The 19,771-nt window shown below is 62.5% G+C and carries 15 protein-coding genes; 3 read left to right on the top strand and 12 right to left on the bottom strand.

The window, feature by feature from the left end:
• Positions 1 to 3: 3 nt before the first annotated feature.
• From exbB to ACPPVP_RS19280, 5 genes are all read right to left on the bottom strand, one after another.
• Positions 4 to 942 (bottom strand): tonB-system energizer ExbB, encoded by a 939-nt coding sequence (gene exbB / locus ACPPVP_RS19300; RefSeq protein ID WP_426537065.1) that lies wholly within the window; start codon positions 940 to 942, stop codon positions 4 to 6.
• 5 nt (positions 943 to 947) lie between these two features.
• Positions 948 to 1,637, bottom strand: a complete 690-nt coding sequence (locus ACPPVP_RS19295) for a Fe2+-dependent dioxygenase (protein ID WP_426537063.1) — start codon at positions 1,635 to 1,637, stop codon at positions 948 to 950.
• A gap of 1 nt (position 1,638) precedes the next feature.
• Complete coding sequence (locus ACPPVP_RS19290; protein ID WP_426537061.1) at positions 1,639 to 4,053, bottom strand: TonB-dependent receptor domain-containing protein; 2,415 nt, start codon at positions 4,051 to 4,053, stop codon at positions 1,639 to 1,641.
• 258 nt (positions 4,054 to 4,311) lie between these two features.
• Positions 4,312 to 4,551: a hypothetical protein gene (locus ACPPVP_RS19285; protein WP_426537059.1), complete on the bottom strand. Its 240-nt coding sequence runs from the start codon at positions 4,549 to 4,551 to the stop codon at positions 4,312 to 4,314.
• Positions 4,552 to 4,679: 128 nt separating this feature from the next.
• On the bottom strand, positions 4,680 to 5,141 hold the full coding sequence (locus ACPPVP_RS19280) for a MarR family winged helix-turn-helix transcriptional regulator (protein ID WP_426537057.1): 462 nt from the start codon (positions 5,139 to 5,141) through the stop codon (positions 4,680 to 4,682).
• 164 nt (positions 5,142 to 5,305) lie between these two features.
• On the opposite strand from ACPPVP_RS19280, the gene ACPPVP_RS19275 reads away from it, so the two are divergent.
• Together ACPPVP_RS19275 and ACPPVP_RS19270 are read left to right on the top strand one after the other, a co-directional pair.
• Complete coding sequence (locus ACPPVP_RS19275) at positions 5,306 to 6,478, top strand: efflux RND transporter periplasmic adaptor subunit (protein WP_426537055.1); 1,173 nt, start codon at positions 5,306 to 5,308, stop codon at positions 6,476 to 6,478.
• Positions 6,475 to 9,621: a multidrug efflux RND transporter permease subunit gene (locus ACPPVP_RS19270; protein ID WP_426537053.1), complete on the top strand. Its 3,147-nt coding sequence runs from the start codon at positions 6,475 to 6,477 to the stop codon at positions 9,619 to 9,621. The genes ACPPVP_RS19275 and ACPPVP_RS19270 overlap by 4 nt, the downstream gene beginning before the upstream one ends.
• Positions 9,622 to 9,779: 158 nt before the next feature.
• On the opposite strand, the gene ACPPVP_RS19265 is transcribed toward ACPPVP_RS19270, so the two are convergent.
• On the bottom strand, positions 9,780 to 12,068 hold the full coding sequence (locus ACPPVP_RS19265; protein ID WP_426537051.1) for an arylsulfatase: 2,289 nt from the start codon (positions 12,066 to 12,068) through the stop codon (positions 9,780 to 9,782).
• Between the two features lie 141 nt (positions 12,069 to 12,209).
• Here ACPPVP_RS19265 and ACPPVP_RS19260 point away from each other — a divergent pair, with 141 nt between their 5' ends.
• The gene (locus ACPPVP_RS19260; protein WP_426537049.1) at positions 12,210 to 12,884 is read left to right on the top strand and encodes a TetR/AcrR family transcriptional regulator; all 675 of its coding nucleotides are present in this window, start codon (positions 12,210 to 12,212) and stop codon (positions 12,882 to 12,884) included.
• A 105-nt stretch (positions 12,885 to 12,989) separates the two neighbouring features.
• Here the strand turns inward: ACPPVP_RS19260 and ACPPVP_RS19255 are convergent, their stop codons facing one another.
• From ACPPVP_RS19255 to ACPPVP_RS19230, 6 genes are all read right to left on the bottom strand, one after another.
• The gene (locus tag ACPPVP_RS19255) at positions 12,990 to 13,706 is read right to left on the bottom strand and encodes an ABC transporter ATP-binding protein (RefSeq protein ID WP_426537047.1); all 717 of its coding nucleotides are present in this window, start codon (positions 13,704 to 13,706) and stop codon (positions 12,990 to 12,992) included.
• Positions 13,703 to 14,470, bottom strand: coding sequence for an ABC transporter ATP-binding protein (locus ACPPVP_RS19250; protein WP_426537045.1), 768 nt, complete (start codon positions 14,468 to 14,470; stop codon positions 13,703 to 13,705). The genes ACPPVP_RS19255 and ACPPVP_RS19250 overlap by 4 nt, the downstream gene beginning before the upstream one ends.
• Entirely contained in the window at positions 14,460 to 15,443 is a 984-nt protein-coding gene (locus ACPPVP_RS19245) for a branched-chain amino acid ABC transporter permease (RefSeq protein ID WP_426537043.1), read from the bottom strand. Before ACPPVP_RS19245 ends, ACPPVP_RS19250 begins: the two co-directional genes overlap by 11 nt.
• A complete protein-coding gene (locus ACPPVP_RS19240; protein ID WP_426537041.1) occupies positions 15,443 to 16,306 on the bottom strand; it encodes a branched-chain amino acid ABC transporter permease in 864 nt (287 codons plus the stop codon). The genes ACPPVP_RS19245 and ACPPVP_RS19240 overlap by 1 nt, the downstream gene beginning before the upstream one ends.
• 85 nt (positions 16,307 to 16,391) lie before the next feature.
• On the bottom strand, positions 16,392 to 17,648 hold the full coding sequence (locus tag ACPPVP_RS19235) for an ABC transporter substrate-binding protein (protein WP_426537039.1): 1,257 nt from the start codon (positions 17,646 to 17,648) through the stop codon (positions 16,392 to 16,394).
• 173 nt (positions 17,649 to 17,821) lie between these two features.
• Entirely contained in the window at positions 17,822 to 18,556 is a 735-nt protein-coding gene (locus ACPPVP_RS19230) for a spermidine synthase (protein ID WP_426537037.1), read from the bottom strand.
• Between the last annotated feature and the right edge of the window lie 1,215 nt (positions 18,557 to 19,771).

Here is a 19,771-nt window from a genome sequence, read left to right as displayed (position 1 = left end):
TGCCTACTCCGCCGCTCCGCGGCCGCGCTGCCCGCCGCTGACATGGGTGCGATCGAGATCGCGCGACAATAGCCGCCCCGCGGCACCTGACGCCCGGCTGACCAGTTCGAGGTAGCCTTTGGTCACCCGCGCGAAGTGATTGTAGATGATGACGGCGGGGATCGCCGCGACCAGGCCGATGGCGGTGGCGAGCAACGCCTCGGCGATGCCGGGCGCCACCACGGCGAGGTTCGTGGTCTGCGATTTCGAAATGCCGATAAAACTGTTCATGATGCCCCAGACGGTGCCGAACAAACCGACGAAGGGCGACGTCGCGCCAATGGTTGCCAACAGGCCCATGCCGAGCCGGATCCGCCGTGCCTCGGCCCGCACGATTTCGGCAAAGCTGGAAGCGGCGCGCTCCTTGATGCCGGCATCGCTGGAGATGCCCGCCGACAGCCGCGCCTCGCGCATCGCCGCCGCCAGGAAGGACGCCAGCACGCTGCCCTTGGCGCCCAGCGCGAATTGCGCTTCCGCCAGCGACCGCGCGTCAGCGATCTTGATCAGTGCCGAGCGCACCTTGCGCTGAACGACCGTCAGCTCGAGCATCTTGGCGATGAAGATGGTCCAGGTCACCAGCGACGCAAAGGCAAGGCCGATCATGACCGCCTTGACCACCACGTCGGCCGACTTGAACATCGTCCACGGCGACAATTCCTTGAGTTCGGCGGTGGCGGCCTTCAGCAATTTGGCCTCGCGCTCCGCTGGCGTGGCGGCCGCGTCCGAAGGCGCGGCCGGTGCAGCCGCTTGGGGCAGCGCGGCCGGAGGCTGCGATACGGCGGGCGCCTGCTGCTGGGCCAGGGGTGCCGGGGTCGTGCTTTGCTGGGCCGACAACGGCGCCGCCAGCGACAGCATCGCCAGCGCCGAGATCACCGCAAAGGTCGTCACGCGAGAAAGAGTCATGTTCTTCATACTTCGGCCCAGTAGCGGATCAGGTTGTGATAGATACCGGTCAATTTGACCGTTTCGGGGTCGTCTCGCCCAAGCCGCTCCACCAGGGCCTGGATCGAGGTATCGAGATCGAAGATCAGGCTGCGGGCGTGAGCATCCCGTACCATGCTCTGAAGCCAGAAAAAAGATGCCACCCGCATACCTCGTGTGACGGGAGTGACCAGATGCAAACTAGACGCAGGATAAAGAACGAGGTCCCCGGCCGCGAGCTTGATTTCATGTGAGCCATAGAGGTCCTCCACCACCAGTTCGCCGCCGTCGTACTCATCCGGTTCCGACAGAAACAGCGTCACCGACAGGTCGGTCCGGATCCGCTTGCCGGTGAGACGATCTCCCCTCACCGCATTGTCGACATGGAGGCCGAAATGGTGCCCGCCAGAGGCCACGTAGCGATTAAATAGCGGCGGGAATATCTGCAACGGGATCGCCGCCGAGATGAATCTGGGGCTGGCGGTCAGCGCCGACAGCACGCGATTGCCGAGCGCGCGGGCAGCTTCGCTGTCCGGCGGAAGCTGCTCGTTGCGCTTGACCATGGCCGATTGCGACCCCGCGGTGGAGCGGCCGTCCTCCCAGTCGGAGGCGTCCATGATGCGGCGGAAATCCGCCACATCAGCTTTGCTCAGCACCCCGGGGACGCATATCAGCACGTCAGAACTTCGCCGAGGTGACGAGGTAGAACGCCCGCCCCGGCGCGACCGCGACGAACGGCACCGCGCTGCGGTAGAGCGTGTCGTAGTAGAGCTTGTTGGTCAGGTTCTGCGCGTAGAGCTTCATGGTCCAGTTCTTGTCGATCTTCTTCTCGACGAAGGCATCGAAGCGCCAGTAGCTGGGTAGCTCCGTGCCGGTGTTGGCCCCGAAGGTGCCGCCATAGATCTTCGAGCGGTAGACCGCCTGCCCGCCAAGCTCCCAGCCGCCGTCGAACTTGTACTTGCTCAACATGCTGAAGGATTCATGAGCGATGTTGGCCATCTGCAGCCCGATGTTGGAAGCGATCCCACTCTGCGTGACCTTCGACTTCATGAGCACCAGACCACCGAAAACGCTCCAGCGATCGGTGATTTTACCGCTGACCTCGAGGTCGATGCCCTCGACCTGGTAGGCCGCTCCCGACGTGAGAACGCCGTTGACGGTCTCGCGCGCATTGTCCTTCTCGGTATGGAACAGCGCGCCCGTCACCAGGAGGTGGCGATCGAACAGCTCCCACTTGGTGCCGATTTCGGCAGCTTTGTTACGCTCGGGCCCAAGAATGGTGGTGCCGTTCGGCGGAGCGCTACCGTAATCGGTGCCCGTCGCATCGAGTTCGGAGCCGAACGGGTTGGTCGACGTCGCGTAGGCCGCGTAGAGGCTCCCGATCGGCAGCGGCTTGAAGACGGCGCCGACGTTATAATTGATGAAATCCGAGTTGACCGTGGCGGACTGCGTGTTGTTCGACGATCGCAGGTCATAGCCGTCATAACGCACGCCGCCGTTCAGGATGATCGTGTCCTGCCAGTTCGCGGTGTCCATGACATAGAGGGCTTTGCTGTCGACATTATAGCGGGTCGGATTTCCGATGAGCGACGGAATGCCGAACGGAAAGAACGTGTAGTTTGGTGCATAGATCGACTGTCCCGCGTAGGAGCCGGTGCCGGGCGTGACGAGGCCAAAAGCTTCAGATGAAAGCCCCGTATAGCGGTCGATCCCAATGCGCTCGTTGGAGACTTCGAGCCCAACCACCGCCGTGTGCTTGACCGACCCCGTGTCGAACTTGAACGCGGCCTCTTCCTGGTTCGCCAGGATATCGACCCACTGGTTGCGGCTTTGCGGGCTCGCGGTGAACGTCCATTTCGTCGGATCGGGATTCGCCGTTTGCAGCGCTGTGGTGTTGGGCAGCGTGCCGATATAGGCCAGCAGCGAATGCTCTGCGCGGGTCCGGCTGGTCAGCGTGATGCTGTCGGTAACCTTGTATTCGCCGGTTAGCGTACCAAAATCCTGCCGCGCGGTCTGGAAGTCGCGATTGGCAAAACCGTACCAGTTCTGTCGCGGGATGCCGAAGTCGGTGACCGGCCCGTTACCTTGCTTGTAGTAGGGCACGCCGAAGTCCGGCAAGCCGCTGAGGTCGGTGTGGACGTAGTTCGTGGTGATCTTGATGTCGTTGGTCGGCGTCCACTTGGTCGAGATGAAGCCGCCCCAGCGGTCGTCGGTCACATAGTTGCGCCCCGCCACGTTGGCGTCCTGGAACATGCCGCCAGTTCGAATCGAGAAGGTCGGGCTGATCACCTGGTTGACGTCGAACGTGACGCGCTTGGTGTGGTCGGTGCCGAAGGTGCTCTCGGCGTTGTAGAAGTTGCGATCACCCGCCTGCTTGGTGACGATGTTGATGGCGCCGCCGGCGGTGCCGCGGCCGGCATAGGACGACGCCGGGCCACGCAAAATCTCGATCTGCTCGGTGAAGAAGTTTTCGCGGATGCTGACCGCCGGATCGCGAATGCCGTCAATGAAGACGTCGTTGCGCGCGTCAAAACCGCGGATGAAGAATCGGTCGCCGAAGGCGTTGCCGCCCTCGCCCGATCCCAGCGTCACGCCGGCGGTGGAGCGGCCGATCTCGCGCAGCGAGGTGATGTTCTTGTCGGCAAGCACTTCCTTGCTGAGCACGGTGATGCTTTTCGGCGTGTTGAGCAGAGGCTCCGGAAACTTGCCGGAGGCCTGCACGCGATCGACCTTGTAGGGCGCGGCGGCATCCGCATAGGGGTTGCGATCGGCCGCCAGGCTTCCCGCATTGGGAAACGGCACCGCGGCGACTTGCGCCGGCTGCGCGCGACGGGCGGCGCGGCGCAGCGCGCTGCGGGCGCGAAGCTGGTCCGGCGAGGGTTTTGAAGCGGCAGGACGCGGGCGAGCGACCGGGGCATCGACCGTCACCGGCGGGAGGTTGGACTGCTGCGCTTCAGCGCCGGAAAACGACGCGACCGCAATGAGGCCCGCAACCGCGGAAACCGTCTTGCCAGAATTGTTTTCAACCGTCTGACCGAGCGAGTTGACCGCCGCTTCAAAGCGAAGCGACCTCGGTGCTTTTGCAAGATTCATTACGTGCCCCTGATCATTTCAATTCGCGGCAAATCAACATGCAGCGAATGGTCCCACTCGGTGAGTACCGAGTGGAAATTTTGGGGTCAACGCGATTGGGGCGACAGTCCGGTTGAATCCATCCAGATCAAAGTGATTCTAAATCACAACGATTCTAAACTGCAGTTCGAATCGTTTCTAAAGTTAGTTTGTAAACGTTCTAAAAATGAAAGAAATGCCGTGAAATCAGGCATAAATTGCATCGTCGCTTCACGACTATCAATCGGTGCTCGGCGGCTTCATCAGCGAAAACAATTCATCGACCGTCGATTGCGCGACCTGACGGACACGATCGGTGTTGTCCATGCCGGTGATGTTGACTCCCCTCACCACCGCTTTGATCTCATCGCGAAAGTCAGTGAGGAATCGCAAGGGATCGGGCGACTCGTTCGCGACACGCGCAATCAATCCCGTGATCAAAATCTGGCACGCCATCATGCGTCCGTTCAGTTCGTCCATCCTGCACCCCTGATATCGCGATTTGGTGAGCGCGATATGGACGACATCCCATCGCGTTTCAACGGTTTCAAATTGGGGTGCTCAAACCGGACGAGGTCAGGCCGTCGTCGAGAGGCAATCGCCTGAAACTATTTGGCGACGATCGTATCCGAGGCCTGACCGAGACCCTTGAGGCGTTCCTTGACGTCGACCAGCGCGTCGAGGCTCGTCTGGATCGCTTCGTCCGGAATGTCGCGGAGCACATCCGATGCAATCGCGTCACGCAGACTATCGAGGTCGTCGACAAGCCGGCGGCCGCTTCTGGTCAGGAACAGGCGGTTGGCGCGACGGTCTTTAGGGTCGGGCCGACGCTCCAGCAGTCCGTGTTCGACCAGGCGATCGAGCAAACGCACAAGCGAAATCGGCTGCAGCTCCAGCACATCGGCGAGATCGACCTGTGAAAGCCCCTCCTGCTGCCGAAGGCGAAACAGCACGATCCACTGCGCGCGCGTGGTGCCGCGTTCCTTGGCGCGGTTGTCAATGTAATTGCGCAGCAGGCGCGAACTCTCGACGAGTTGGGCGATCAAGCTGCGTTTCAAATCGAGCGACATTCGAATAAGATGGTCCGCTAAGTGACGATCCCAAACCTTTCCAATTGTTTAGGATTCCTCAAGTTATAGTGTGTTTACACATTAAGTGCACGCATATTATATCGGGCTTCGCAGGGAACTGTTTTGATCACCCATTACTTGTCTTCCGAACCCAAGAAGCTTGCATGTCGAAGTCGCGCACAATCCGTTGGGTGTTGCTGGCCGCCGCCGTCGCGGGCCTCGGCTATTTCGGGTGGCTGCGCTTCCACGGTGACGGGCTCGCAACGGCCGAGAATGCCCGGAAACGTGCACCGGTCCAGATCGCCGTCCCCGTAAAGATCGCCCCAGTCGAAAAAGCCGATTTTCCGGTCTATCTGACCGGCCTTGGCACCGTACAGGGCTTCAACACCGTCGTGGTCCGTACCCGCGTCGATGGCCAGATCAACCGGATCGCGTTTCAGGAAGGCAAATTCGTCAAAGAGGGCGATACGCTGGTTGAGATCGATCCGCGGCCGTTCCAGGCCACGCTCGACCAGGCCAAGGCCAAAAAGGTCCAGGACGAGGCCAATCTTGCCAACGCCAACCTGGATCTCCAGCGCTTCACCAAGCTCGGCGAGTTCGCGACCCGGCAGCAGACCGACACGCAGCGCTCCACCGTCGCGCAGCTCACGGCGCAGATCGCAGCCGACACGGCGTCGATCGAGAACGCGCAGACCCAGCTCGATTACGCCACCATCAAGGCGCCGTTCTCCGGCGTCGCCGGGCTGCGCCAGGTCGACGTCGGCAATATCGTCAACGCCGCGACCCAAACCGGCATTGTGAGCATCGCCCAGATCGAGCCGATCGCGGTGATCTTCACCGCGCCGGAAGACCAGTTGCCGGCGATCAAGGCGGCGCTCAACGCCTCCCCTCCAAAGGTGATCGCGCTGTCGACCGACGGCAAGCGCGTGCTGTCGACAGGCACGCTGGCGCTGATCAACAACCAGGTCGACACCACGAGCGGCACGATCCGGCTGAAGGCGGTGTTCGACAACAAGGACCATGCGCTGTGGCCAGGTCAATCAGTTTCCACGCGCCTGCTGATCAAGACCCTGAAGGACGCGACCGTCGTTGCCGACGATGCGGTCCAGCACGGCCCCGATGGCCTTTATGCGTATGCCGTCAACACGGAAAACAAAGCCGAGCTGCGCAAGATCAAGGTGACGAATTCGATCGACGGCCGCTCGGTAGTCGATGAGGGTCTGTCGCCGGGGCAGCAGGTGATCACGTCCGGCCAATATAAAGTACAGCCCGGCGCGCTGGTGAGCACGGCGGTAGCGAGTTCGGATGCAGGCGCAGCGAAGGCCAGCCAGCAATGAGCGAGGGAATCTCCGCGCCCTTTATCCGCTATCCGATCGGCACCTCGCTGATGATGGCCGGCATCCTGTTCGTCGGCCTCGTCGCCTATCCGCTGTTGCCGGTGGCGCCGCTGCCGCAGGTCGACTTCCCGACCATCCAGGTCTCCGCCTCCCTGCCCGGCGGCAGCCCGGAGACCATGGCCTCGTCGGTCGCGCAGCCGCTGGAGCGCCAGTTGGCGCAGATCCCCGGCATCGCGCAGATGACCTCGACCAGCTATCTCGGTACCGCCGCGGTCACCATCCAGTTCGACCTCAACCGCTCGATCGATGCCGCCGCCAACGACGTGCAGGCCGCGATCAATGCCGCCGGCGGGCAGCTGCCCAAAAACCTGCCCTCGCCGCCGACCTATCGCAAGGTCAACCCGGCTGACTCGCCGATCCTGCTGTTGTCGGCGACGTCGGATACGCTGCCGCTGACCACGGTCAGCGACGCCGTCGACGCCCAGCTCGCGCAGCAGATCAGCCAGATCTCTGGTGTCGCCCAGGTCGTCATCGGCGGCCAGCAGAAGCCGGCGATCCGCATCCAGATCGATCCGGGCAAGCTCGTCGCCAAGGGCCTGTCGATGGAGGACGTGCGCAGCCAGATTGCGATCACCACCGTCGACAGCCCGAAGGGCAACATCGACGGCGCCACCCGCGCCTACACCATCTACGCCAACGACCAGTTGCTGGATTCGAAGGACTGGAATGACGTCATCGTCGCCTATCGCAACGGCGGCCCGTTGCGGATCCGCGATATTGGCCAGGCCGTCACCGGCCCGGAGGACGCCAAGCAGGCTGCTTGGGCCAACGGCAAGCGCGGCGTGTTCCTGGTGGTGTTCAAACAGCCCGGCGCCAACGTCATCGAGACCGTCGACAAGATCAAGGCGACGCTGCCGCGACTGGTCGCTGCGATCCCGCCCTCGATCAAAATCGAGGTGATCAGCGACCGCACTCAGACCATCCGCGCCGCGGTGGAGGACGTGCAATTCACCCTGCTCCTGACCATTGCGCTGGTCGTGATGGTGATCTTCATCTTCCTGCGCAGCTTCTGGGCCACGGTCATTCCGACCATCACGGTGCCGCTGGCGCTGCTCGGCGCCTGCGCGCTGATGTGGGCGTTCGGCTATTCGCTCGACAATCTGTCGCTGATGGCCCTGACGATCGCCGTCGGCTTCGTGGTCGACGACGCCATCGTGATGCTGGAAAACATCACCCGTTATATCGAGGAAGGCGAAAAGCCGATGGCGGCGGCCTTCAAGGGCGCCAAGGAAATCGGTTTCACGATCGTGTCGATCTCGATTTCGCTGGTCGCCGTGCTGATCCCGCTGCTGTTGATGGGCGGAATCATCGGCCGCCTGTTCCGCGAGTTCGCGGTCACGCTCGCGATGACGATCTTCGTGTCGATGATCGTATCGCTGACACTGACGCCGATGATGGCCTCGCGGTTCCTGCGCGCGCATCATGAGACCAAGCACGGCCGCTTCTATCAATGGAGTGAAAATGCGTTCGATGCCATGCTCCGTGCCTACGAGCGAGGTCTCGATCTGGCGCTGCGCTGGAAATTCGCGACGTTGATGATCTTCTTTGCGACACTCGGATTGTCCGTCTATCTTTTCGTGATCATCCCGAAAGGCTTCTTTCCGCAGCAGGACGTGGGCCTGATCAGCGCGACATCGGAAGCCAATCAGGATATTTCCTTTGCCGACATGAAGCGGCATCAGGAGGAACTCGGCAAGATCGTCATGGCCGATCCTGACGTCGCGACCATCGCGATGAATATCGGCGGCAGCGGCAGGGCCGGCAACAACGGCAACATGTTCATCACGCTCAAGCCGCGCAACGAACGCAAGGCAACCGCCCAACAGATCATCTCCCGCCTGCGCCCCCAACTGGAGAAGGTCGAGGGCGCCCGGCTCTATATGCAGGCCGCCCAGGACGTGCGGCTCGGCGGCCGGCCGACGCGAACCCAGTTCGAGTTCACGCTGCAAGACGCCAATCTGGCCGAATTAAACGAATGGGCGCCAAAGATCCTGGCGAAGATGCAGACGCTGCCCGAGCTGCGCGACGTCGCGACCGACCAGCAGACCAACGGAACCACGCTGCAGCTCAAGATCAACCGCGACACCGCCGCGCGTTACGGCATCCAGCCGCAACTGATCGACGACACGCTGTACGACGCCTTCGGCCAGCGCCAGGTGACGCAGTATTTCACGCAGCTCAACAGCTATCACGTGATCCTCGAAGTGCTGCCTGAACTGCAGGCCAGCCTCGATACGCTGAACAAGATCTACGTGAAATCGCCGACCACCGGCGACCAGGTGCCGCTGTCGACCTTCGCCACCTGGACCAGCGTGCCGGTGCGGCCGCTGTCGATCAGCCATCAGGGCCAGTTTCCGGCGATCACCATCAGCTTCAACCTCGCCCAGGGCGCGGCGCTGGGCCAGGCCACCGACGCGGTGCAAAAGGCGATGGTCGAGCTCGGCGCCCCGACCACGCTGAGTTCGAGCTTCCAGGGCACCGCGCAGGCGTTTCAGCAGTCGCTCGGCACCGTTCCGCTGCTGATCCTCGCGGCGCTTGTCGTGGTGTATCTGATCCTCGGCATTCTCTACGAGAGCTACATCCACCCGATCACGATCCTGTCGACGCTGCCGTCGGCCGGCGTCGGCGCGCTCGCGATCCTGATGCTGTTCGGGTTCGACTTCAGCCTGATCGCCTTGATCGGCATCGTGCTTTTGATCGGCATCGTGAAGAAGAACGGCATCATGATGGTTGATTTCGCCATCACCGCCGAGCGCGACGAGAACCTCGAGCCCGAGGCCGCGATCCGCAAGGCGGCGCTATTGCGTTTCCGCCCGATCATGATGACGACGATGGCGGCGCTGCTTGGCGGCGTGCCGCTGATGCTCGGCACCGGCACCGGATCGGAAATCCGTCAGCCGCTCGGCTATGCCATGGTCGGCGGCCTGATCGTCAGCCAGGCGCTGACACTGTTCACCACGCCGGTGGTCTATCTCTATCTCGACCGGCTCTCGAACAGGTTCGCCGGCTGGGGACGATCGGCGGATTCCGATCATCGGACGCATCCGGGCGCGCAAGCCTCGGTCAAGCAAGCGGCCGAATGACTTGATGACTGACCCGGCTCTGTAGCCGACACGCGCGTCATTGCGAGGAGCGAAGCGACGAAGCAATCCATGCTTCCGCACCCGCCGATGCATGGATTGCTTCGCTGCGCTCGCAATGACGGTGGGTGTCGTGCCGCCTGCTCCTCGTAATGGCGGCGCTACTGCCTTGCCATCTCCGCAGCCCCTACCCCCTCGCCATCCAGCTTCTGGTCGTCGTGCATGTCGACCGTCACCTTCAGCAACTGCCCGGTGAATTCGAACGGCGCCGCGTAGTGCGAGACCGGGCTGGAACGGTCGCGGCCGATGTCGAGACCGGACCACGAGATGAAATTGTTGAAGGCAGACTGGGTCTGGATCGCGCCCGCCGCCTCGCCGTCGATCAGCAGCGTATAAGCCGTCACGCCGGTGCGGGAGCCTTTGGCCGGCGGCTCCTTTCGCACCAGGCGCTCGACGTGCACGCCGAACCGATGCGCGCCGGACGGCACCTTGCGATTCGAGGTCACGATCTCATGGCCGCCGCCGATATTGAGATCGTGCACCAGGAAACCGTCCTTGATGTAGAGACTGTAGCCTGACGTCGCGTCGCCATGGGCGATCAGCACGCCCTCGGCGCCCTCCGCGCCGATCTCCACATGGGCTTCGATGGTGTAACTGCGGCTGCGCACGTCGGGCGCCACGTCGGTCGGCACGTGGCCCATGCCGGCGTGAAAGGTGAATTTGTTGCGCGCGCCATGGAAGCGCGCGGCGTTTTCCGCAAAGCGCGGGCCGAAGCGGTCGTCGAGCGGCAGCACATTGTGCTTCTCGGCCTCGCTCCACCACAGCTTGATCATCGCCTCAAGCCGCTCGGGCTGTTGCGCGGCCAGATCGTTGGTTTCCGAAAAATCCTGCGCCAGGTGAAACAGCTCCCATTTGTCGTTCTCGAACGGGGTGCCGGAGGGATGGAAGGAGACCGCCTTCCAGCCGTCCTGCCATATGCCGCGATGGCCAAACATTTCAAAGTATTGCGAGGAAGATTTTGACGGCGCGGATGGATCGGTGACCGAGCGCGCAAAGCTCTCGCCTTCGATCGGCATCTGCGCAACGCCGCCAATTTCGGCTGGCGGCGCGATCCCGATCAGGTCGAGCAAGGTCGGCGTCAGATCGCAGGCATGGACGAATTGATGGCGCACCTCGCCTTTGGCGGCGATCTTCTTCGGCCAGGTCATGACGAAGGGATCGCGGATGCCGCCGCCATGGGTGTTCTGCTTGTAGCGGCGCAGCGGCGTGTTCGACGCCATCGCCCATCCGTGCGGAAAGTTACTGTGCGAATCCGGCCCGCCGATATCGTCGATCCGGCGCAGCTTTTCCGCGATCGGTTCGGGACGGAAATTATACGGCCCCATCGCGTTGACGAAGCCGAGCGGCCCGCCCTCCTGGCTCGCGCCATTATCGGACAAAACCAGGACCAGTGTGTTGTCGCGGATGCCGGCCGTATCGAGGAACGCGATCAACCGCGCCAGATGCTGGTCGGCGTGATCGAGCATACCGGCGAAGGCCGCCTGCAGCCGCGTGAAGACACGCTTTTCGTCGGCACTGTGCTCTTCCCACGCCTTCACGCCGTCATTGCGTCCGGGCAATCGGGTTTCCGGCAGCACGATCCCCATCGCCTTCTGCCGCGCCATTCGCTGCTCGCGCTCGACGTCCCAGCCATGGGTGAACATCGCATCATAGCTCTTGATGACGTCCATCGGCGCCTGATGCGGTGCGTGGCAGGCGCCGAGCGCCACCCAGGTCAGCCACGGGATATCGGGACGGTCGGCGGTGTGGTCGGCGATGAACCGGACCGACTGGTCAATCAAATCGGACGTCAGGTGATAGCCATCCGCATAGACCCCGGGCGGATCGATATGGGTGTTGTCGGAAACCAGTTCCGGCGCAAATTGATCGGTCTCGGCATCGAGGAAGCCATAGAAGCGATCAAAGCCACGGCCGAGCGGCCAGCCGTCGAACGGCCCGGTCGCGCCGCTTTCGGTCAAAGGCGTGACATGCCATTTGCCGACCATGTAGTTGCGATAGCCGTGCGGCCGCAGCATTTCCGCCAGCGTCCCCGCCTCGCGCGCGATCTTGCCGCGATATCCGGGATAGCCGCTATCGAAATTGGCGAGACAGCCGACGCCGACCGAATGATGGTTGCGACCGGTGAGCAGCGCCGCGCGCGTCGTCGAACACATCGCGGTGGTGTGGAAGCCCGAATAGCGAAGGCCTTCGGCGGCGAGCTTGTCGATGGTCGGCGTCCTGATCGCCGAGCCGTAGCAGCCGAAATCGGAGAATCCGACGTCGTCGAACAACACGACGAGAATATTCGGCGCGCCTTGGGGCGGCTTCGGCGCTGACGGCCACCACGGTTTTGAGCCAGCCACCGTTTTGCCGATCGTGCCGCCGAACGGTTTTGCGCTGCCTGCCACCATGTTTTCCTCCGCATCTTCGATGCGACCGCGGTTGATCCTGCGGCTCGCCGGGGTCACGGCAATGCTGCCTGCCGCCGCATTGCCTAAAAGCATAATCCGAATTATCATTATGATTATTTCGAACCGAGACGCAAGTTCCCGATGCAGCGACCGCCCGAACTCGATCTCCCCGGCGTGACCCCGTCGCGGCAGCAGCGCAGCCGCGAGACCACGGCCGCCCTGTTCCAGGCCGGCGCGGAGATGTTGCGCACGCACAGCCTCGGGGAATTGTCGATCGATGCGCTGTGCCGAAAGGTCGGCGCCACCGTCGGCGCCTTCTACAGCCGGTTCGAGAGCAAGGACGCCTATTTCAATGCCCTGATGGCGCTTGCCGCGCGTGACGGCGAAAGCAGGCTGTCGCGCATGAAGGAAGACAAGCGGCTGGCCGGCGCCGATCTCGGCGAGCTCGGCCGCCTCCTGGTCCGCGGGACGATCGGCTGGATCCGCAACCATGAAGGCGTGCTGCGCGCCGCGCTCCAGCACGACGACACCAAACCGGACCAGTGGTCGACCTTCAAGGAGCTGGCGCGCGCCAATGTGGCCAATGCCACGCCGATCCTGCTCCGGGTCATGGGGCCGGGCCGCAAGGCGGCGAAGACGCGCGCCATCGCCTTCGGCTTTCAGGTCGTGCTGGGAACGCTAATTAACGCCATCCTCAACAATCCCGGACCGCTATCCATTCATGACGGGGAGCTGGAGGAACGGCTGGCGGGATGCCTGTTGCTGTTGCTGCAGGCGGAGATGGCCGATAACGGTTCACGCACGCGCAAGCGATAGTTCGAGATCCGTAGGATGGGTAGAGCGCAGCGAAACCCATCAACCGCCGTCGCGGGAACGATGATGGGTTTCGCTGCGCTCTACCCATCCTACGAGTCTTCGCGTTCAAGTCCCCAGATAAGCCTTCTGCACCTGCGGGTCCTGCGCCAGCGCCGCGGCGGTGCCGGACAGCACGCTCTTGCCGACCTGCAGCACGGTCGCGAAATCGGAGACTTCCAGCGCCAGTTCGATCGACTGTTCGGCAAGCAGGATGGTCAGCCCTTCGCGATGTAGCCTCCCGAACGTCTCGTACATGGACTCGACCACGGCCGGCGCCAGCCCCAGTGACGGCTCGTCCAGCATCAATAGTTTTGGATCGCTCATCAAGGCGCGGCCGACCGCCAGCATCTGCCGCTCGCCGCCGGACATGGTGCCGGCGCGCTGGGTACGCCGCTCCTTCAATTTTGGAAATATTTCATAGACGCGTTCCAGCAGCGCAGCCGCGCGCGCCTTGTCGCGCAACGGGGTGGCGCCGAGCAAGAGGTTATTCTCCACGCTCTGCTGCACGAACAGCCGCCAGCCCTCCGGCGATAGCGCAAGCCCCTTGCGGACGATCGCAAACGCGTGCTGGCCGCCGATCTCCTCGCCATTGAAGCGGATCGATCCGTTGTGCACGGGGATGAGACCGGCGATGGCGTTGAGCACCGTGGTCTTGCCGCCGCCATTGGAACCGAGCAACGCCACCACGCTGCCCTCGGGCACCTGGAGCGACACGTCGGAGACGCCGATCAGGTCGCCGTAGCGCACCTCGAGATTGTCGATGTGGAGCAAGTGCTCGCTCATGTCGCCGGCCCGCCCATCAGCTCGATCGGCGTATGGCCCGCGGCCGCCTTGGCGGCGCGGGTGCCGAGATAGGCGGCGATGACGGCAGGGTTGGCGGTGACTTCGCGCGGGCTGCCGCGCGCGATCTCCTTGCCTTGGTGGAACACCACCACCCGGCTCGCCAGCGACATGATCACTTCCATGATGTGCTCGACAATGACGAGCGTAATGCCGGAGCGGTGGATGTCGCGCACCAGGTCGATCGCGAGTTTTACCTCCTGCTGGGTAAGGCCGGCCATGGCTTCGTCGAGCAGCAGCACTTTGGGTTCGGTGGCGAGCGCGCGTGCGATCTCCAGCCGCTTGCGGCCGGGCGTGCCGAGCGAACGCGCCGGCGCATCCGCCAGCCGGCTCATGCCGACGCGCTCCAGCACGGCGCGGGCTTTCGCTTCGGCCTGCGCCCGGTGCGGGGTGCGCAGGAACGCCCCGATCATGACGTTCTCCAGCACCGTCATGCCTTCGAAGGTCTGCGGCACCTGGAAGGTGCGCGCCAGCCCGAGTTGCGCCCTCGCCTCCGGTGTCATGCTGGTGATGTCATGGCCTTCGAACAGCACCTTGCCCGAGGTCGAAACGAGATCGCCGGTCAGGCAATTGAAGAAGGTCGACTTGCCGGCGCCGTTCGGCCCGATCAGGCCGAGAATGTCACCGGGCTCCAGCGTGACGCTGGCGGAATCGACGGCCTTGAAGCTGCCAAAGGCCTTGGTGACGTCGCGGGCTTCAAGGAGCATGGGCAGCTCCTTTCGCTGCTGCAGCAGGCTTGCGCCTGTCCCATAGCCGATTGATCAGGGCCAGAATGCCGCCCGGCTGGAACCGGGCGATGATCACGATGATGGCGCCGTAAACAACGAAGGTGAGGCCCGCGCCCTTGCCGCCCAGAACGTTGTTGGAGATTTCCTCCAGCGGCACCAGGATCGCCGCGCCCACCAGCGGCCCGAACAACAGCCCGGCACCACCCAGCGCCGCCATGATCAGTATTTTCACCGAAATGAGGATGCCGAGTCCGGATTCGGGATCGACGAACCCGAACATCATCGAATAAAGCGCGCCGGCGACGCTGGTCAGCCCGGCGCTCAGCATGAAGGCATAGAGCTTGGTGCGGCTCGCAGGTGCGCCAAGCGAGCGCGCCGCGCGTTCGGAATCCTTGATGGCGCGCAGATAAAATCCCATCCGGCTATTAGTCATCCACCAAGTGATGCCGAGGGTAACGAGGAGAACGGCAAGAAACAGATAGTAATACGGCAAGGCCGAGATGAAGGAGAGATCGAACACGGTGCGCGGCACGGTTGGACCGCTGAGGCCGACGGCGGCGCCGAGAACGTCCACGTTGGTCACGATCAGACGCGCGAGTTCGGCAACCGCAATCGTCGCCATGCTGAAATAATGCCCGGACAGTCGCAATGTCGGAACGCCGATGACGGCAGCGATCAGAACCGCGGCAGCGATGCCGACGGGTATCCCGACCAGGGGTGGCAAGCCGAAATGCGCGTACGCCGCCATCGAGGCATAGGCGCCGCAGCCGAAGAAGACGACATGCCCGACCGACACCTGCCCGGCGTAGCCGCCAATGATGTTCCAGGCGGAAGCCGCGATCGCATAGAGCAGGATCAGCGCGCCGAGCCGCTGCTGGAACGGCGTCGTGAACAGCAGCGGATAGAGAATGACAAGCGCGAGCGCGACCGAGGGCCAGATGAAGCGCCGCATTACATCTTGCCCATCAGGCCTTGCGGCCGGAACCAGAGGAAACACAGGAACAGCGAATACACAACGATGTCCTTGTAGACCGCGCCGATCCAGTAGGCCGACACCGATTCGATGACGCCGATCAGAAGCCCCGCGACCAGCGCGCCCGGCACGCTGCCGAAACCGCCGAGCGACACCGTGACAAAGGCGACGATGCCCAGCGTCTCGCCGACGGTCGGCGCGATGTAGAAGAATGTTGCGATCAGCGCGCCGGCCAGTCCCGTGGCGCCGGCTGCGATCGCCCAGGCGATCGCCTGCATGCTGTCGGGGCGGATGCCCATCAACTGCGCTGCGGTGGCATCCTCGGCGACCGCGAGCATTTTTGAGCCCAGTGACGTCCGCGTCAGGAGCAAATGCAGCCCCAGGGTCACCAGCAAGGCGACGACGCCGGCCAGCAGGCGCGAGGCCTGCAGCTTGATGCCAAACACATCATAGGTGCCGCCAACCAGATTTTCCGGCAGCGTCAGGAAGTTGGCACCGAAACCCCAGAACACGGAGTAACGCAGCAGCAGTGCGAGTCCGAAGGTGCCGAGGATCTGGGCCAGCATGGGCCCCTTCATTACGCTGCGGATCAGCCCGAAGTAAACGATGATGCCGAGCGTCGCCAGCACCAGCGCCGCCGCAGGCGCGCCGACGAACGGCCCGACGCCGAGCACCGTCCACACCACGAACGCGACATACATGCCCAGCATGACGAAATCGCCATGGGCAAAATTGACGATGTTCATCATGCCCCAGATCAGTGTGAGGCCGGACGAGAACAGCGCGTAGACCGCGCCGAGCAACAGCCCGCCGACGATTACCTGAACGAGGATGGAGGACATATTAGCGGCTTGCCGTTGAGCTAGCGGGTTCGTGACGCGGTGAAATCAAAAAAGGCGGGATCGAAATCCCGCCCGTTCCCGATCATTACCAGCCCTTGTAGGGAAACACGGGCGCCGTCTTGGCGAGTTGCTTCGGCCAGACCGGCACGTAATTCTCGCCATCCTGAAGCTGGATCACCAGTCCGGCGGCCAGCACATTCTGGCCCTTGTCGTCGAACTTCACGCCCTTGTAGCCCATGATCAATTGATCGGGCTTGAGGTCGGTGGCCTTCAGCGCGGCCTGAATCTTCGCAGGCTCGGTCGAGCCGGCACGATCGATCGCATCGACCAGCACGAAGAAGCCCTGCATCTGTCGCGCCGCGGTATCGTCGAGATCGTCGCCGCCGCTCTTCTTCTTGTAGATCTCGTTGATCAGGAAGGTCGGCGACCCCGCAGTGCCGATCGCAAAAGAGGAGCGATTGAAGATGCCCTGAATCTGCTTTCCGACGGCCTTCAGCGTCGACGGATCGGAATAGCCGGCGTTGTCGGCGATCATCATCGGCGGCTTGTAGTCCAGCGCCTGGAATGTCTTGGCGTAGAGGATCGCATCCGACGTGTAGCTGATCATGATCACCACGTCCGGCTTCTTGTCCTTGAGCTGCAGCACCTGGCTCTGCACGTCGGTGGTGTTGGCCGAATAGGCGATGTCCTGCGCGATCGGGAGCCCGTTTTCCTTGAACAGGCCGGTGATGACGTTCGCGACCGACGTGCCGTATTCGGTGTTCTCGTGAACGAGGGCGACGTTATCGACCTTCTGTCCGCCCGCCTTCATCTCCTTGAGGAAGTCGAGATAGATTCTGGCGAAATCGCCGGCCACCGGCGTCGTGCGGAAGAACCATTTGAAACCGCGCTCGGTGAGATTGGCCGCAACCGACTCGCCATTGACGAAGGGAATGCCGTATTTCTCGGCGATAGCGCTCGCCGTCAGCGTGACGCCGGACTGATAGGCGCCGGTGAGTGCCACCACTTTTTCTTCCGTGATCAGGCGAAGCGCCTGGTTCTGCCCGGTAGCGGGGCTGCCCTGGTTGTCGGCAAACACCACTTCGACCTTGGCGCCGCCGAGGCCCTTGAGTCCCGCATTCTTGGTCACCGGAAGATTGCCGAGCGCGGGATTGCCGCTGTTGATGATTTCCACTGCGGTTTCGATCGCCGCCTTGCCATGCACGCCGGCGCTGGCCGCGTTGCCGCTCAGGGGGAAGATCGCGCCGATCTTGACCGTCTTGTCCTGGGCCGCAGCCGAGCCCGCGATCACAGCTGACATCGCGACGGCAGAAAGCAGCCCTACGATATGTTTCAATCTCATTTTGAAAATCTCCGTCCCACCCGGTACCGGGCTCTTTTGGCCCTGGATATGCCGGGCATCACCGCCCGGCGCTTGTTTTATTGGTAGCGCAAGCATTGCATGGCCGGTTGGCATCGGCAAGTTGGCGTCCGCGGACGCCGTCAGACTCCTATCGCTCGGCGCCGCATCGACGATCACCTCGGCAATGGCAAGTCCGCTTTCACGGCCACGTAGACCGTATTGCTGACATCGTGGTCTCCGCGCAGATTGTCGAAGGTCACGACGTGGGAGGTCGAGGTTGCAAACGCACCGGTCAGGACACGCTCAAAAGCATCATCCGGCGGATCGTTCGACCAGAGCGCGAAAACACCACCTGGATTGAGATGACCGGCAAGCCGGGCCAGCCCTTCCGGCTCGTACAGCGCGGCGTGGCGCGGATGCAGCAACTTGCGCGGCGAGTGATCGATATCCACCAGCACGGCATCGAAACGCCGGACCTGCGAACGATGATCGAACCCTTCGGCGGAGGACGACATCGCGAAGAAGTCGCCGTTGACAAAACGGCAGCGCGGATCGCCCGTCAGCTCCTTGCCGAGTGGAAGCAATCCCTGCTCGTGCCATTCGATGACCTCGGCAAGCGCATCGACCACGATCAGGGATCGCACGCCGGCATTCTCGAGCACCGCGCGTGCGGTGTAGCCGAGCCCGAGGCCGCCGACCACCACGTCGAGATCCGCTCGACCCAGCGCCGCCAGACCGAGCCGGGCCAATTCGACCTCTGCCGCCGTGAACTGGCTCGACATCAGGAATTCATCGCCAAGCTTGATTTCGTAAACATCGACATCGGACATCGGCCGCCTGCGGCGCCTCAGGCTCAGCACGCCCATCGGCGTCGGACGGAAATCCAGCTCTTCGAAAGAAAGGCTCATACGCCCAATCCTGACCGTGGCCTGCGCCACACAATGACCCGGGATTTGCCGGCCCCCCTGCAACAACGCCATCCCCGCGCGCTTGCCAAGGGCGGGAGGTAGCGAGTAGAAGAGCGCCAGATCGCCGGATCCTCACGAATCCGGCCGGAGCAATTGCCCGGATGACCATCTAAGATACTGATGTCGTTGAGCAATTCTTGGGGAATGGTGTAACGGTAGCACAACAGCTTTTGTGCTAAGCCTTTGAAATCTCTCACCTGGTTTTGCAAACTCCCTATATTTTGATCCGGCTATTTCCGGCCACTTCTGAGACGTTTGCAAAACTCCTGCCGTGGCCCATCGCAGCACGCTCGCCGCGACCCTACGTCCGACGTATCGGTCACGCCGCATTTTAGTCCCGCGTTGCCCAGCGGGGTGGACCGAGAGTCCCAGTTCGTTGCGATTTCAATGCGGCGTTCTCGGCGAGAACGCCTCGCTGCAGCACTCGGATCTTTTGGTGCGCGTGCGGGGGGCTGGGTGAGCGGTCGGAGGTTCGAGTCAGTGGTCCGCTACATCGCTCACACTACCTTGGGGTCCTGCCTTCTTTTTGGCGGACAGCGTAACTCGCTACGCGGCATCTTCAAATTTACCAAGAACCGCCGTTCGTACGCTACCAGCGTACGTTTGAGCTGTCCGTTTAGTAGGTTTAAATCCCAACCGTCTCAAATTGTTGTTCGAGACAGCCGCGTGAACAGCGGCAGTAGGCAGCAGGCATCTAAGCGTCGCATTCAGCTTGGAAGTCAGAAAATCTTGTAGTGTTTTCAGGCCGTTCTGACATTTTCGGTCTGTTTGGCCCATTGAGATCATTACAGAATTCTTCGTGGTCAGAATGGCGGTTGCGATCCCCATGGTCGCAGTCAAAACCCGTTTTGCGCCTCTATGGAAATCCGTGAAGCAATGGTGGTAGCGCCTGTATCAGCAACACGGTGCTTCCGCCCAGCACGCTGGCACCCACGACGAGCAGGGACAGGACGCGTTCCCAAAGCATCTCGTGGATGGCGACATCATCCGAATTTGGCATCTGTGTGCACCCGCATTTTTCGTGCGACGAAGACGTCATAGACTGAGTCGCGGGGGCGACGAGCGGCGAAATTTGCCGGAAAATTAACTCATGATTCACCGACTCAGGCGCCCTGCCCGATTGGTGTTGGAGTCCGTTTGGACCGCGACGGAAAT

The sequence above is a fragment of the Bradyrhizobium sp. McL0615 genome, assembly GCF_049993905.1.
GTDB lineage: Bacteria > Pseudomonadota > Alphaproteobacteria > Rhizobiales > Xanthobacteraceae > Bradyrhizobium.
Note: the sequence above shows the minus strand (reverse complement) of the source record. Positions and strands in the feature narration are given on the sequence as shown.

Bases quoted from the DNA above. Each gene is read 5' to 3' on its own strand.
- exbB (WP_426537065.1), bottom strand. From the start codon at position 942: ATGACTCTTTCTCGCGTGACGACCTTTGCGGTGATCTCGGCGCTGGCG.
- ACPPVP_RS19290 (WP_426537061.1), bottom strand. From the start codon at position 4,053: ATGAATCTTGCAAAAGCACCGAGGTCGCTTCGCTTTGAAGCGGCGGTC.
- ACPPVP_RS19285 (WP_426537059.1), bottom strand. From the start codon at position 4,551: ATGGACGAACTGAACGGACGCATGATGGCGTGCCAGATTTTGATCACG.
- ACPPVP_RS19280 (WP_426537057.1), bottom strand. From the start codon at position 5,141: ATGTCGCTCGATTTGAAACGCAGCTTGATCGCCCAACTCGTCGAGAGT.
- ACPPVP_RS19275 (WP_426537055.1), top strand. From the start codon at position 5,306: ATGTCGAAGTCGCGCACAATCCGTTGGGTGTTGCTGGCCGCCGCCGTC.
- ACPPVP_RS19270 (WP_426537053.1), top strand. From the start codon at position 6,475: ATGAGCGAGGGAATCTCCGCGCCCTTTATCCGCTATCCGATCGGCACC.
- ACPPVP_RS19265 (WP_426537051.1), bottom strand. From the start codon at position 12,068: ATGGTGGCAGGCAGCGCAAAACCGTTCGGCGGCACGATCGGCAAAACG.
- ACPPVP_RS19260 (WP_426537049.1), top strand. From the start codon at position 12,210: ATGCAGCGACCGCCCGAACTCGATCTCCCCGGCGTGACCCCGTCGCGG.
- ACPPVP_RS19255 (WP_426537047.1), bottom strand. From the start codon at position 13,706: ATGAGCGAGCACTTGCTCCACATCGACAATCTCGAGGTGCGCTACGGC.
- ACPPVP_RS19250 (WP_426537045.1), bottom strand. From the start codon at position 14,470: ATGCTCCTTGAAGCCCGCGACGTCACCAAGGCCTTTGGCAGCTTCAAG.
- ACPPVP_RS19245 (WP_426537043.1), bottom strand. From the start codon at position 15,443: ATGCGGCGCTTCATCTGGCCCTCGGTCGCGCTCGCGCTTGTCATTCTC.
- ACPPVP_RS19240 (WP_426537041.1), bottom strand. From the start codon at position 16,306: ATGTCCTCCATCCTCGTTCAGGTAATCGTCGGCGGGCTGTTGCTCGGC.
- ACPPVP_RS19235 (WP_426537039.1), bottom strand. From the start codon at position 17,648: ATGAGATTGAAACATATCGTAGGGCTGCTTTCTGCCGTCGCGATGTCA.
- ACPPVP_RS19230 (WP_426537037.1), bottom strand. From the start codon at position 18,556: ATGAGCCTTTCTTTCGAAGAGCTGGATTTCCGTCCGACGCCGATGGGC.